The following is a 13771-nucleotide window of genomic DNA, read 5'->3' as shown; positions in this document are numbered from 1 at the left end:
CAGGGGCTCCTTTCGGCCCGAGCTTACCACTGGTTGAGGCAGGTGAAAGTCGGCTTCTCCTAGGTGCCGCTTAGGCCGCCCCTAAGCCGTCCGCCGCAGCACCATCACCAGTGCGCCCAGCAGCGCCAGCCCCGCCACTTCGGCCCCGAGGCTCACGGCCCCGCCCACCGGCATCACCAGCGCTACGGTCTCCAACGCCGCCACGGCCACAAACCCTGCCCGGTGCGCCGCCGTGAGCGGGCGGATCATCCAGCCCGTCAAAGCCGTGCCCGCCGCGAAAGTGCCCGCAAAGGCCGCCACCGTTGCCAGCGCGATGTTGCCCGGCGTGCCGATCAGCAGCAGCTCCGGCGCGTAAACAAAGAGGAAGGGCGCAACCACTTTCACGAACCCCAGCCGGATCGATTCCATCGCCGTCTCGTTCGGCTCCGCCCCAGCGATCGACGCCCCGGCATAGGCCGCAAGCGCGACCGGTGGAGTGATGGCCGAGAGCAGCCCGTAGTAGAAAATGAACATATGCGCCGCGATCACCGGCAAGCCGAATTGCTCCAGCGCCGGTGCGATCAGGATCGCCAGCAGCAGATAGGCGGCCGAGGTCGGCATGCCGAGGCCCAGCACAAAGCTGGCGACCATCGTGAGCAGCAGCGTCAGCAACAGCGAGCCCGCCCCGGCGGTGAGGATCAGAGACGACAGCTTCAGCGCCATACCGGTCAGCGTCAGCACGCCAATCAGCATCCCCGCGATGCCCACCGCGGCCACGATCGGCAGCACGTTCTTCACCGTCTCCATCATCACCGCCACAAGGCCCACTGGCCCGATCCGCGTGGCCTTCCCGAAGACCGAAACCACCAGCGTGGTCGCAAGGCAAAGCACGGCTGCGGCGCTTGGTGTGTAGCCCATCGCCAGAAACACGATCAGCCCGACCAGCGGGATCAGCAGATGCCCCCGCTTCAAGAGCACGTCCTTGAGCGCTGGAATTTCGCTCGGGTCGGCCCGGCCAAGGTCATATTTGCCTGCCTCCTCCCGAACGCCCACCAGCAGGGCGAATACGTAAAGCAGCGCCGGGATCAGCGCGGCGGCGGCGATGGTGGCATAGGGCGTCTGGGTGATCTCGGCCATGAGGAAGGCCGCAGCCCCCATCACCGGCGGCATGATCTGCCCGGCCGAAGAGGCCGCGGCCTCGATTGCGCCCGCCACCTTTGGCCGGTATCCGGTGCGCTTCATCAGCGGGATGGTGAAGGTGCCTGTGGTCACGACCCCCGCCACCGCCGACCCATTGATCGAAGAAAACATGGTGGATGAGACCACCGCGGTGAGGGCAGGCCCGCCCTGCACCCGCCCCGTCGCGGCATGGGCGAGGTCCACGAACACCTGCCCCAGTCCGGTCTTCAGCAAGAGCGTGCCGAGCAGCGAGAACAGCAGGATGTATTGCACCGCCACCCCCATCGGCAGGCCGAACAGCCCCTCGGTCCGCAGGAAGAGGTTGGAGGTCACGCGGCTCAGCGAGTAGCCCGCATGGCCATAGGTGCCGGGGATCATGTCGCCAAAGAACGCATAGGCCAGCGCCGCAACGCCGAGGCCGACCATGACCCAGCCAATGAGGTAACGCGCCAGCACCAGAACGGCAGCGGTGCAAACCACAAAGAGCGCCACGTCCAGCTGGCTGGCAATCCCGCCCGAGCGCACGATGGAAAGGTAATTCACCCACAGGTATGGCCCGGGGATCAGCACCCCGGCGGCCAGCGCGTAGATCACGGGCCGCAGCCATCCCGGCCGCTCGCTCGCCACCACGATCAGCCCGGCGGCGACCATCAGCGAAAAGAAGGTCGAGCGCAGCACCAGCGCGGTGATCGAGCCATACCACGCCGACCATATGCACAGCGCGGTCACGGCAATCGAAAGCGCCGCCAGCGCGGCGGTGGCGGCGAGCCGCTCCCAGCGGGGCAGGGCAGGGGCGGGGAGAATATCGGTGATCGGGGTCATTGTCTGTCCTGCGGGGCGATTGAGCTTCTTGCCAGCACGGAATCAAGGCGAAGCCGCCGTGCAGCGCCGTCCCGCCCCCCGGGGCGGCGCTTCGTTGTCGTTGGTGCCTGCGTCAAAGCGAAGATGACTACTCAGCCATAAAGCGCACCCAAACTACCGTTGCAGCGCCACCCCGCGAGACGGCGCTGCACGGCTCGCGACAGGCTTACTGCCCGTCGAAATAGGCCTGCGCGCCGGGGTGCAGGTCGATCGGGGTGGAGGTGGCCTTCTCCATCGTGATCTTCTTCGCCGCCGGATGCACCGCGCCCAGCTCTTCGAGGTTGTCGAAGAGCGTCGAGGTGATGCCCTCGATCAGCGCCGGGTCGGCATCGGCTGCGGCAAAGAGGATCGCGGGGTCACCCACGGCCACCACGGCCTCGGCTTCGCCCTCATAGGTGCCGCCGGGGATCTCGATCACCTCGTAGAAGGGGAACTCCTCGATCAGACCGCCCACATTGTCGGCCACGACCGGCACCAGCGCCACATCCTCGGTGGTGAACAGCTCGATGAAGGCCGAGGCGGGGGTGCCCGCCAGAATCATCGACCCGTCTAGCTGGCCGTTCTTGATCGCCGCCGTCGCCTCGCCGTAGCTCAAAAAGCTGATGTTGCCGATGTTGAAGGCGTCCTGCGATGTGAGCAGCCGCTCGGCGAAGACCGAAGAGTTGGAGCCCGGAGGGCCGACGGAGATCTTCAGGTCGGCCAGGTCGGCCACACCGGCCGCGCCGCTGGCGTTGGTCGCGGCGATCTGCAGCACGGCGGGGTAGAGGTAGGCAATCGCCGCCACGTTCTGCGCGTCGCCGTCAAAGGCGCCGGTCCCGCTCTTGGCTTCATAGAGCGTCGAGGCCGAAGAGAAGCCGATGGTCATCTCGCCCGCCGAAACCCGGCGGATGTTCTCGATAGAGGCACCGGTCACCTCGGCATTGGCGCTCACCCCGTCGAGCTTGCGGGTCAGCAGGTCTGCCATGCCCGCGCCCACAGCGTAGAACACGCCGCCGGTGCCGCCGGTCCCGATGGAAACCCTGTCCTGCGCCGCCGCGCCAAAGGCGGTGGCTCCGATGAGTGCGGCCGCGAGGCCGATTGACTTGATCATGATGACCCTCCCGTCAATGTTGGTCCGGCCGTCAAGAGTGGCTTGCGGCGCGGTGCCCTACACTTAGCGAAACTTGGGGCCCGAGCGGCCAATAGTTTTTGCGAACGGGCCATTCAAAACCCGTCTGCGGTCCATGACACAAAACCATCATTCCGGCCTGCGGAATCTCTCACCAAATGATGCAAAATGCGGCCTCCCATCTGTGCCTGAAGCCCCGCTTTCAGTAAGCGTAACGGGCCGGAACAAGAGGGAGGAGCGGCGATGTATCACAACCGTCCGCACGTGGAGGATATCCGCGCCATGAAGGCGCGCGGCGAGAAGATATCCATGCTTTATGTGACCACGCTGGAAGAGGCCGCCGCCGCCGATGCGGCCGGCATCCACATGCTCTCCATTGAAGGCAAATACTGGTCCCCCGAGATGCGCGAGGCGGCGGGCAACTGCTTCGTTCAGGTCGGCCTTCCCTACGGCGACAAGGGCACCGTGAACGGCCAGCACCTCGTCACGGCGGAGGATTACATCCGCGCCGCCTACACCTTCGGCGCGATGGGGGGCGACTGCTACTACTGCGCCGCCTCCTTCGATATCCAGAAGGCGATGTGCGACAACCACATCCCCATCGTCGCCCATGTCGGCCTGATCCCCTCCTACATCACCTGGACCGGCTGGCGCGCCGTCGGCAAGGAGGCCGACGAGGCGCTGCGGATCTGGCGGCAGGTCCAGCGGCTCGAAGAGATCGGCTGTTTCGGCGCCGAGCTGGAGGTCGTGCCCGACCGCCTCGGCGCGTGGCTTTCGGCCAATACCTCGATGATCATGCTCGGCATGGGCGCGGGGCCGGGCGCCGATGCGCAATACCTCTTCACAGAAGATGTGCTCGGCCACGGCGCCAACAAAAAGCCCCGACACGGCAAACAATACCGCAACTTCAAGGCCGAGTTCGACCGCCTCCAGCAGGAGCGCATCGCCGCCTTCCGCGAGTTCATCGCCGATGTGAACTCCGGCGCCTACCCCGCGCCCGAACATGTCGTCCCGATGAAGGACGACGCCTTCGCAACCTTTCTCAAGCAGGCAGAGGGCTGAGGCCCGCCGACAGCGAAAAACGACAGGAAACACAAGATGCTCAAAGTTGGTCTTCTCGGCGCCGGCCGGATCGGAAACGTCCATGCCCGCGCCATCACCGCCCACCCCGGCAGCCAGCTCGTCGCCGTCTCCGACGTGATGACCGCAAACGCCGAAAAGCTCGCCGCCGCCTATGGCTGCGATGCCCGCTCCTCGGAAGAGATCATCGCCGACGCGTCGATTGATGCCGTGCTGGTCGCCACCTCCACCGATACCCACTCGGACCTGATCGAAGCCGCAACCGCCGCCGGCAAGGCTGTGCTCTGCGAAAAGCCCGTCGACCTCTCGCTGGAGCGCGCGCAGGCCTGCCTCGCCGCCGCCGAGGCCACCGGCAAGCCGGTGATGATCGGCTTCAACCGCCGGTTCGATCCCAACTTCGGCACCCTGCAAAAGGCGCTGGCGGCGGGCGAGATCGGCAAGGCTGAGCTGCTTGCCATCACCTCCTTCGACCCGGCCCCCCCGCCGGTCGAATACGTGAAGGTCTCCGGCGGTCTCTACCGCGACATGATGATCCACGATTTCGACATGGCCCGCTTCATCATGGGCGAGGCCCCGGTGAGCATCTCCGCCACCGGCAGCTCAATTGTCGATGAAGCCATCGGCGCGGCGGGCGATGTCGATACCGCGGTCGTCACCATGACCTACGCCAGCGGCGCGATCTGCGTGATCAAGAACTCCCGTCGCGCAGGTTACGGCTACGACCAGCGGGTCGAGCTGCTCGGCTCCGAGGGCCTCCTCCAAGCGGGCAACATGCTCGAGAATACCGTGGTCAAGAGCACCACCGCAGGCGTGACCGGCGCCAAGCCCACCTACTTCTTCCTCGAGCGCTACATGCCCGCCTACGAGGCCGAATGGGCCGCCTTCGTCGAGGCGGTGGAGGGCGGCGGCGCCGTGCCGGTCACGCTGTCCGAAGGCGTCGATGCGCTCGCCTGCGCCGAGGCCGCCACCCGCAGCCAGGCCCAGGGCGGTGCCCCGGTCAAGCTCGCCGACGTGCTGGCATGACCCTGCGCCTTGGCGTCGTCGGTTACGGCACCGGCGGTCAGCATTTTCACAGCCCCTTCGTCCACGCGGCCGAAGGGGTCACGCTGGCCGGCGTGGTCGCCCGCGCGCCTGCCACCGTTGCCAAGGTCCGCGCCGACTGGCCCGATGTGCCCGTCTACGCCTCGCTCACCGACCTGATCGCGGCAGGCACCTGCGATGCCGTCACCATCACCACGCCCCCCGCCACCCGGCGCGCGCTGGTGCTGGAGGCCATTGCCGCCGGGCTTCACGTGGTCGCCGACAAGCCCTTTGCCCCCTCCGCTGCCGATGCCCGCGAATTGGTGCAGGCGGCCGAGGCCAAGGGCGTCCGCCTCGGCGTCTTCCAGAACCGCCGCTGGGATGCCGACTTGCGCACCCTCGCCGCGGTGATCGAGGCAGGCCGCCTCGGCACCCTCTGGCGCGTCCACAACCGGATGGATTTTGACGACCCCGCCACGCTAGAGCACGGCCCAGAGGGCGGCCTGCTGCGCGACCTTGGCTCCCACCTCGTCGACCAGATGCTCTGGCTCCTCGGCCCGATCGCCCACGTCTCGGCCCATCTCGACCATGTCGACATGCCCGAGGGCCGCACCGACGCCGCCTTTCACATCACCCTGAAGCACCAAAGCGGCGTGTTTTCCGTGGTCTCCGCCTCCAAGCTGAACCGGATGAACACCCGCGAGCTGCGCGCCTATGGCGACAAGGGCGCATGGCTCCAGCACGGCACCGATGTGCAGGCCCAGTCGATCTTCGCAGGCCAGCGCCCGTGGGATGACATGGCCGCCTGGGGCCACGAGCCCGAGCACGCATGGGGCACGCTCCACACTGAGGCCGGCGCAGAGCGTCTGCCCTCCGAGCAGGGCCGCTACCACGATTACTACAGTGCCTTCGCCCAAGGCGTCGCCACCGGCGGGCCGCTCCCGGTGAGCGCCGCCGAGGGGGCCGCCGTGCTCGATGTGCTCGACGCCGCCCGCCTCAGCCACGAGCGTGCCACATCGGTCGCGCTCTAAGCCGCGCCTTGCCCCGGCACCCACCTGCTCTGCCCCTCTGGCCCCCGGCGCAGCGGCGGATTACGGTCGCCCCGAACACCGGGAGGACACAATGACCAAGACCCACGCCAACACCCACGCCCTGATCATCGGCGGCACGCAGGGCCTTGGCCGTGCCATCGCCGAGCAACTGGTGGCCGAGGGCTGCACCAACCTCGTCATCGCCTCCCGCAACGTGCCGCGCGGCGAGGCCGTGGCCGAGGAGATCGGCGCCACCTTCATGCCGGTTGACCTGCTCGATACCGCCGCCACCGTGGAACTGGTCGAAAAGGCCGCCGCCCACATGGGCCGGCTCGATGCGCTGGTCAATTCGGCGGCCCTGACCGACCGTGGCACCGTGCTCGACACCTCGCCCGAGCTTTGGGACAGGCTGATGACAGCCAACGCCCGCTCGCCCTACTTCGCGCTCCAGCGCATGGCCCAGCTCGCCATCGAGGCGGGCCACCCGGCCTCGGTCGTCAACATCCTCTCTATCGTCGTCCACGGCGGCCAGTCCTTCCTGTCGCCCTACGCCGCCTCCAAGGCGCTCATGGTCAACGTCACCAAGAACGCGGCCAGCACGCTCTCGCATCACCGCATCCGGGTGAACGGCATCAACTGCGGCTGGATGGATACCCCCGGCGAAGACGAGATTCAGCGCAAGTATCACGACGGCGGCGACGACTGGCTCGAGAAGGCCGAGGCGCGCATGCCCTTCGGCATGCTGGTCAAAACGCCCCACGTCGCCCACCTCGCCAGCTACCTGTTGAGCGAGAACGCGGGCGTCATGACCGGCGCCTGCATCGACTTCGATCAGGTCGTCCCCGGCATGTATCCCGAGTGACCGCCGGATTTTCTTGCTGCAAGTACGCGGCGTGATCCTCTCCACCGGCGCGCCGCACCTGAGGCGCGCCTGCAGGGGCCCGTTGCAGGGCCGCTAAGCCCCCACCGCCGCGCGCAGCGAGGCCAACGACAGCCCCCTTGCGCCCGATGCTTGACTCTGTCAGCCTTTCTCCGAAACCACTTCGGATACCCCAATGACAGACTGGCCCGCCCCCCGCATCTTCGATGGACACAACGACACGCTCCTGCGGATCATGTCCGGCAAGATCACCGCGCAAGACGTGGCCGCAGGCCTCCCCGATGGCCATATCGACCTGCCCCGCGCCAAGCAGGGCGGCTTCGGCGGCGGCTTCTTCGCCATGTTCGTCCCCAGCCCGGCCGACAAGGCGGTGCGCTATGAGGTGATGGAAAATCCGCCCTACGACCTGCCCCTGCCGCCGCCGATTGCGCAGGCCGAGGCGTGGGATTTCGTCACCCGCGAGTTTGCCGAGCTGGAGGCGCTGGAGGCCGCCGGGGCCGTCACCCTCTGCCGCACCGCCGCCGAGATCGAGGCCGCGCTGCAGGGTGAGCGCATGGCCGCCGTCGCTCATATCGAAGGTGCCGAGGCCATCTCCGAAGGCTGCGAAGAGCTGGAGCAACTCCACGCCCGCGGCCTGCGGTCGCTCGGCCCGGTCTGGTCGCGCCCCACCATCTTTGGCGAGGGCGTGCCCTTCCGCTTCCCCTCCACAGGTGACATCGGGGCCGGGCTGACCGAGGCGGGCAAACGGTTGGTCGCGGAGTGCAACCGGTTGAAAATCATGCTCGATCTCAGCCACCTCAACGAGAAGGGCGCCGATGACATCGCCGCGCTTACCGATGCGCCGCTGGTCGCCACCCACTCCAACGCCCATGCCGTCACGCCCCACTCGCGCAACCTCACCGACCGGCAGCTCGCCCAGATCGCCGAGACCGGGGGCATGGTCGGCATCAACTTCGCCTCCGCCTTCCTGCGGACCGACGGCAAGATGCTGGCGGACTTTTCGCTTGACCTGATGATGCGTCACCTTGACCATCTGGTAAAATTCCTCGGCGAGGACGGCGTCGGCTTCGGCTCCGATTTCGACGGCGCCCTCGTTCCGCAGGAGATCACGGATTGTGCCGGCCTGCCCAATCTTCGGGCAGCGCTGCGCAAACATGGGGTGGATGATGCGCTCATGCACAAGCTGGCCCATGGTAACTGGTTGCGCGTGTTGCGCGCGACATGGGGAGAATGACCCCATCCATAAATGAGGCGGCAGGCAAATGACCGCGTCAACAACAGGGAGTTCTGATCAATGACACATCGCAAACTTCTGCGAACCACGGCCCTTGTGGCAGCCCTCATGGGCGGCATGGCCGCGCCGGTTCTGGCCGAGACACCGCCCAACATGCTGGTGATCGCCAACCGGATCGACGACATCAAAACCTTCGACCCGCAGGAGAGCTTCGAGTTCGCCGGCGCCGACGTCTCGCGCAACGTCTACGAAAAGCTGGTCAACTTCGACCCGATGGATCTCGACGCCGGGTTCGGCCCGCAGCTGGCCGAAAGCTGGGAGATCTCCGAGGACGGCAAGACCATCACCTTCAAGATTGCCGAAGGCCACGTCTTCTCCTCCGGCAACCCGGTGACTGCAAAGGACGTGGAGTTCTCGCTGCGCCGCGCCGTGAAGCTCGACAAGACGCCGTCGTTCATCATCACCCAGTTCGGCCTGACCGCCGACAACGTGGACGAGATGGTGAAGGCGACCGATGACATGACCGTCTCGGTCACGCTCGACAAGCAATATGCCCTCTCCTTCGTGCTCAACTGCCTGACCGCCACCATCGGCGGCATCGTCGACATGGAAACCGCAATGGCCAACGAGATCGACGGTGACATGGGCAACGAGTGGCTCCGCACCAACACCGCCGGCTCCGGCCCCTACAAGGTGGTCGACTGGAAGCCCAACGAGTCCGTGCTGATGGACCTGAACCCCAACTATCACGGCGACAAGCCGGCGATGGAGCGGATCATCGTCCAGCACATCCAAGAAAGCGCCACCCAGCGGCTCCAGCTCGAGCGCGGTGACATCGACATCGCCCGCAACCTCTCCCCCGAGGACGTGGCCGGCGCGATGGAAGTCGACGGCGTGAAGGTGCTCGACGAGCAGCGCGGCCAGATCATGTACTGGGCCGCCAACCAGAAAAACGAGATGCTCTCCGACCCCAAGGTGCTCGAAGCCCTCAAGTGGTCGGTCGACTATCAGGGCATGGCTGACAGCTTCCTGAAGGGCCAGTGGATCGTGCATCAGGCCTACCTGCCGCTCACCTTCCTCGGCGCGCTGGAAGACAAGCCCTTCGGCCTCGACATGGACAAGGCCAAGGCGGCACTGGCTGAATCGGGCTTCCCCGATTGCGGCCCGATCAAGATCTCGGTCCGCGAGGCGCAGGAGCGGATGGACATCGCCCAATCGCTGCAAAACACTTGGGGCCAGCTCGGCTGCGAGGTGGAGCTGATTGTCGGCACCGGCGCGCAAACCCTCGACCGTTACCGCGCCCGCGAGCATGACATCTACGTCGGCGCATGGGGCCCGGACTATCCCGACCCCAACACCAACGCCGGCACCTTCGCCGCCAACCCCGACAACGCCGATGAGGCCGGCAACACCGGTTACCTCGCATGGCGCAACGCCTGGGATGCGGCCGCCTTCAACGACGGCACCCTCGCCGCCGTGGTCGAGAACGACACCGAGGCGCGCAAGCAGATGTATCTCGACAGCCAGGCGCAGTTCCAGCAGGAGTCCCCGTTCGGGATCATGTTCCAGCGGATCGAACAGTCCGGCCTGCGCTCCAACGTCGAGAACTGGGTCGTCGGTGGCGCCACCACCGCCGTGTCTTACTGGGTCGTGACCAAGTAAGCGCCGCCCAGTGACAGAGGTAACACAGCACTCGGAGGACCGGCGCGGGCCGGTCCTCCCCCCTTGGCTCAAGAAGCTGGCCGCCACGCTGCTCACCGTGGCCGTCACCTTGTTGGGTCTTCTCTTCGTGACCTTCATGATCGGCCGCGTCATGCCGATCGACCCGGTCCTCGCCGTCATCGGCGAGCGGGCGACACAGGCGCAATACGATGCCGCCTTCCTCGAGCTGGGCCTCGACAAGAGCCTGCTCGAACAGTTCTTCATCTACGTCCGCGATGTGCTCTCCGGCGACTTCGGCAAATCCATCCGCACCGGCCAGCAGGTGACGACCGACATCGCCCGCGTCTTCCCCGCCACGCTGGAGCTGGCGACGCTGGGCACCATCATCGGCATCGTGCTTGGCGTGCCGCTCGGCGTGATGGCCGCCGTCTATCGCGGCTCGTGGATCGACCAGACGGCCCGCTTCGTCGGCCTCATCGGTTACTCCATGCCGATCTTCTGGCTCGGCCTCGTTGGCCTGCTGATCTTCTACGGCATCCTCGACTGGGTCGAAGGCCCGGGCCGCCTCGGCGTGTTCTATCAGGGCCTCGTCACCGAGCGTACCGGCCTGCTGCTGGTGGATTCAGCCATCGATGGCGATTGGACCGTGTTCAAAAACGCCTTCGGCCACATCATCCTGCCCGCCGCGCTGCTGGGCTATTACTCTCTGGCCTACATCAGCCGGATGACCCGTAGCTTCATGCTGGAGCAGCTGAACTCCGAGTATGTCACCACCGCGCGGGTCAAGGGCCTCTCCGAGCGCAAGGTCATCTGGCGCCACGCCTTCCGCAACATCCGCATCCAGCTCATCACCGTGATCGCGCTGGCCTATGCCAACCTACTCGAAGGCTCGGTGCTGACCGAGATCATCTTCGCCTGGCCCGGCTTGGGGAGCTACATCACCACTTCGCTTCTGGCGAATGACATGAACTCGGTGCTCGGCGGCACGGTCGTCATCGGCACTATCTTCGTCGGGCTGAACATTTTCTCCGACCTGCTCTACCGCTTCTTCGATCCGAGGGCGAAATGACGGAGCTTCCCAACCCCGCCCCCAAACCCACTTGGCGCGAATGGCTGATGACCGATGCGCCCGCCTCGCGCCGTCAGGCCCGCGCCGCCGCATGGTATGCCGGCTGGTGCGCCTTCCGCGGCAACACGCTGGCGATGGCCGGCCTCATCGTGCTGATCGCGCTCATCCTCGCCGCCGTCTTCGCGCCGTGGCTCGCCACCCACGACCCCTTCGCGCAGGATCTCGCCATGCGCCTGAAGGCACCGGGGGAGGAGGGCTTTCTGCTCGGGTCGGATTCGCTCGGGCGTGATATCTACTCCCGCCTGCTCTTCGGCGCGCGCATCTCCCTCTACATCGTCGCACTGGTCGCCCTCGTCGCACCCCTGCTGGGCCTGATCATCGGCACCATCGCGGGCTACATGGGCGGCTGGGTCGATGTCGTGCTGATGCGCTTCACCGATATCTTCCTCGCCTTCCCCCGGCTGATCCTCGCGCTGGCCTTCGTGGCGGCGCTGGGCGCGGGCATCGAAAATGCCGTGCTGGCAATCTCGCTCACCGCTTGGCCGCCCTATGCCCGGATCGCCCGAGCCGAAACGCTCACGATCCGCAATTCCGACTATATCCACGCCATCCGCCTGCAGGGCGCAGGGGCCGTGCGCATCATCACCCGCCACGTCTGGCCGCTCTGCATCAGCTCGCTGGTGATCCGCGTCACCCTCGACATGGCCGGCATCATCCTCACCGCCGCAGGCCTCGGCTTCCTCGGCCTCGGCGCCCAGCCGCCCTCGCCGGAATGGGGCGCGATGGTCTCGGAGGGCCGCAAGTACATCCTCGACTACTGGTGGGTCGCCACCATCCCCGGCCTCGCCATCTTCGCCATCTCCCTCGCCTTCAACCTGCTGGGCGATGGCTTGCGCGACGTGCTGGACCCGAAGGAGAGCAAATCGTGAGCGATACCCTCCTCGATGTCGAAAATCTCTGGGTCCGCTTCCCCACCCGCAACGGCATCTTCGATGCGGTGCGCGGCATCTCCTTCTCGCTCGGGCGCGAGCGCCTCGGCATCGTGGGCGAGAGTGGCTCCGGCAAGTCGATGACCGGCCGCGCCGTGCTCAAGCTCATCCGCAAGCCCGGCTTCATGGAGGCCGACAAGATGCAGATGGGCGAGACCGATCTGATCACCGCCTCCGAGCGCGACATGCGCGCCATCCGGGGCCGCCACGCGGCGATGATCATGCAAGACCCCAAGTTCTCGCTGAACCCGGTGATGACGGTCGAGCAGCAGATGGTCGAGGCCCTGACCACCCATGAGAGGGTGAGCCGCCGTGAGGCCCGATCCCGCGCGCTCGAGATGCTCGACGCCGTGGCGATCCGCGAGCCGGAGCGGGTGCTCAGGCTCTACCCACACGAGGTATCGGGGGGCATGGGCCAGCGCATCATGATCGCCATGATGCTGATCCCCGACCCCGAAATCCTGATCGCCGACGAGCCGACCTCGGCGCTCGACGTGTCGGTGCAGCTTCAGGTTCTGGAGATCATGGACAAGCTGGTGAAAGACCGGGGCATGGGCCTCATCTTTATCAGCCATGACCTCAACCTCGTCGCCAACTTCTGCGACCGCGTGGCTGTCATGTATGCCGGCCGGATCGTCGAGGTCTGCGAAGCGGGCAAGCTGCAAGAGGCGCAGCACCCCTACACCCGCGGCCTGCTCAACGCGGTGCCCGACCTCGAACACCCCCGCGACCGGCTGGAAGTGCTGGAGCGCGATCCGGCTTGGCGCGAGGCACCCTCGGTGAGCGCACGATGAACATGGCAAATGACAACGGCGCAATCGACATTCGCAACCTCCGCGTCTGGTTCGGCGAGGGCGCGGCCCGCAACGTCGCGGTGAAGGGCGTGAACCTCGCTGTCGGCGCAGGCGAGAGCTTCGGCCTCGTGGGAGAGAGCGGCTCGGGCAAATCCACCGTGCTCCGCGCCATCGCCGGGCTGGTCGAGAGCTGGGACGGCAGCATCACCGTGGGCGGCGAGAGCCTGCACCAGAAGGGCCGCTCCAAGGCCTTCTACAAGACCGTGCAGATGGTCTTCCAAGACCCCTACGCCTCGCTCCACCCGCGCCACACGGTTGACCGGGTGCTGGGCGAAACCTTGCAACTCCACGGCTTCTCCGATATCGACGCCCGCATCACCCGCCTGCTCGACTCGGTCGGCCTCGGCGGCGGCTTCCGCTTCCGCTACCCACACCAGCTTTCGGGCGGCCAGCGCCAGCGCGTCGCCATTGCCCGCGCCCTCGCGCCCGAGCCCCGCATCCTGCTGCTCGATGAGCCCACCTCGGCGCTCGACGTGTCTGTGCAGGCCGAAATCCTCAACCTGCTCAGCGACCTGCGCAGCGAGATGGGCCTCACCTACCTGATGGTCAGCCATGACCTCGGCGTCGTCGGCCACATGTGCGGGCAGGTCGCGGTGATGCAGCAGGGCGAAATCGTCGAAGAACTCGGCGTGGCCGAAATGCGCAAACTGCAGGCCAACCACCCCTACACCAAGCACCTGCTCGAAAGCTCGCTGGGCGCGATCCGCTGACGCCTCCGGGCGGCGTGGAGCGCACGGGGTATTTGCAGCCAGAAAACGGAGCAGGGCACGCCGGTTTCCGACTTGCCGCAAAATTCGGCGCCCCGCCCAAGTTTTGCGCAAGCGC

The 13771-nt window shown here is 66.5% G+C and carries 12 protein-coding genes; 10 read left to right on the top strand and 2 right to left on the bottom strand.

Going from position 1 to position 13771, the window contains the following annotated elements; translation table 11 throughout:
* Nucleotides 1-81: 81 nt before the first annotated feature.
* Together ACUXVX_RS17935 and ACUXVX_RS17930 are read right to left on the bottom strand one after the other, a co-directional pair.
* Nucleotides 82-1980, bottom strand: a complete 1899-nt coding sequence (locus tag ACUXVX_RS17935) for a TRAP transporter permease (protein ID WP_446309383.1) — start codon at nt 1978-1980, stop codon at nt 82-84.
* Between the two features lie 205 nt (nt 1981-2185).
* The gene (locus ACUXVX_RS17930) at nt 2186-3109 is read right to left on the bottom strand and encodes a TAXI family TRAP transporter solute-binding subunit (RefSeq protein ID WP_446309382.1); all 924 of its coding nucleotides are present in this window, start codon (nt 3107-3109) and stop codon (nt 2186-2188) included.
* A 261-nt stretch (nt 3110-3370) separates the two neighbouring features.
* Between ACUXVX_RS17930 and ACUXVX_RS17925 the strand changes: the two genes are divergently transcribed.
* The 10 genes from ACUXVX_RS17925 (at nt 3371) to ACUXVX_RS17880 (ending at nt 13656) form a co-directional block, all read left to right on the top strand.
* On the top strand, nt 3371-4189 hold the full coding sequence (locus tag ACUXVX_RS17925) for a 3-methyl-2-oxobutanoate hydroxymethyltransferase (protein ID WP_446309381.1): 819 nt from the start codon (nt 3371-3373) through the stop codon (nt 4187-4189).
* Between the two features lie 36 nt (nt 4190-4225).
* Nucleotides 4226-5230, top strand: coding sequence for an inositol 2-dehydrogenase (iolG, locus tag ACUXVX_RS17920; protein ID WP_446309380.1), 1005 nt, complete (start codon nt 4226-4228; stop codon nt 5228-5230).
* Complete coding sequence (locus ACUXVX_RS17915; RefSeq protein WP_446309379.1) at nt 5227-6258, top strand: Gfo/Idh/MocA family protein; 1032 nt, start codon at nt 5227-5229, stop codon at nt 6256-6258. Before iolG ends, ACUXVX_RS17915 begins: the two co-directional genes overlap by 4 nt.
* A gap of 91 nt (nt 6259-6349) precedes the next feature.
* Complete coding sequence (locus ACUXVX_RS17910) at nt 6350-7120, top strand: SDR family oxidoreductase (protein ID WP_446309378.1); 771 nt, start codon at nt 6350-6352, stop codon at nt 7118-7120.
* A 193-nt stretch (nt 7121-7313) separates the two neighbouring features.
* Nucleotides 7314-8372 carry a dipeptidase gene (locus tag ACUXVX_RS17905; protein ID WP_446309377.1) on the top strand — a complete coding sequence of 353 codons (1059 nt, stop codon included), beginning with the start codon at nt 7314-7316 and terminating at the stop codon, nt 8370-8372.
* Between the two features lie 60 nt (nt 8373-8432).
* Nucleotides 8433-10034 (top strand): ABC transporter substrate-binding protein, encoded by a 1602-nt coding sequence (locus tag ACUXVX_RS17900; protein ID WP_446309376.1) that lies wholly within the window; start codon nt 8433-8435, stop codon nt 10032-10034.
* A gap of 10 nt (nt 10035-10044) precedes the next feature.
* Complete coding sequence (locus ACUXVX_RS17895; protein WP_446309375.1) at nt 10045-11103, top strand: ABC transporter permease; 1059 nt, start codon at nt 10045-10047, stop codon at nt 11101-11103.
* Nucleotides 11100-12032: an ABC transporter permease gene (locus ACUXVX_RS17890; RefSeq protein ID WP_446309374.1), complete on the top strand. Its 933-nt coding sequence runs from the start codon at nt 11100-11102 to the stop codon at nt 12030-12032. The genes ACUXVX_RS17895 and ACUXVX_RS17890 overlap by 4 nt, the downstream gene beginning before the upstream one ends.
* Nucleotides 12029-12886, top strand: a complete 858-nt coding sequence (locus ACUXVX_RS17885; protein WP_446309373.1) for an ABC transporter ATP-binding protein — start codon at nt 12029-12031, stop codon at nt 12884-12886. The genes ACUXVX_RS17890 and ACUXVX_RS17885 overlap by 4 nt, the downstream gene beginning before the upstream one ends.
* Nucleotides 12883-13656 carry an ABC transporter ATP-binding protein gene (locus tag ACUXVX_RS17880; RefSeq protein WP_446309372.1) on the top strand — a complete coding sequence of 258 codons (774 nt, stop codon included), beginning with the start codon at nt 12883-12885 and terminating at the stop codon, nt 13654-13656. Before ACUXVX_RS17885 ends, ACUXVX_RS17880 begins: the two co-directional genes overlap by 4 nt.
* Nucleotides 13657-13771: the final 115 nt, after the last annotated feature.

The sequence above is a fragment of the Vannielia sp. SX4 genome (assembly GCF_052828525.1).
Note: the sequence above shows the minus strand (reverse complement) of the source record. Positions and strands in the feature narration are given on the sequence as shown.

What these genes read in the sequence shown, in the direction of transcription:
- ACUXVX_RS17910 (WP_446309378.1), top strand. Translation starts at nt 6,350, where the DNA reads ATGACCAAGACCCACGCCAACACCCACGCCCTGATCATCGGCGGCACG.
- ACUXVX_RS17900 (WP_446309376.1), top strand. Translation starts at nt 8,433, where the DNA reads ATGACACATCGCAAACTTCTGCGAACCACGGCCCTTGTGGCAGCCCTC.
- ACUXVX_RS17925 (WP_446309381.1), top strand. Translation starts at nt 3,371, where the DNA reads ATGTATCACAACCGTCCGCACGTGGAGGATATCCGCGCCATGAAGGCG.
- ACUXVX_RS17935 (WP_446309383.1), bottom strand. Translation starts at nt 1,980, where the DNA reads ATGACCCCGATCACCGATATTCTCCCCGCCCCTGCCCTGCCCCGCTGG.
- ACUXVX_RS17915 (WP_446309379.1), top strand. Translation starts at nt 5,227, where the DNA reads ATGACCCTGCGCCTTGGCGTCGTCGGTTACGGCACCGGCGGTCAGCAT.
- ACUXVX_RS17880 (WP_446309372.1), top strand. Translation starts at nt 12,883, where the DNA reads ATGAACATGGCAAATGACAACGGCGCAATCGACATTCGCAACCTCCGC.
- ACUXVX_RS17905 (WP_446309377.1), top strand. Translation starts at nt 7,314, where the DNA reads ATGACAGACTGGCCCGCCCCCCGCATCTTCGATGGACACAACGACACG.
- ACUXVX_RS17930 (WP_446309382.1), bottom strand. Translation starts at nt 3,109, where the DNA reads ATGATCAAGTCAATCGGCCTCGCGGCCGCACTCATCGGAGCCACCGCC.
- ACUXVX_RS17890 (WP_446309374.1), top strand. Translation starts at nt 11,100, where the DNA reads ATGACGGAGCTTCCCAACCCCGCCCCCAAACCCACTTGGCGCGAATGG.
- iolG (WP_446309380.1), top strand. Translation starts at nt 4,226, where the DNA reads ATGCTCAAAGTTGGTCTTCTCGGCGCCGGCCGGATCGGAAACGTCCAT.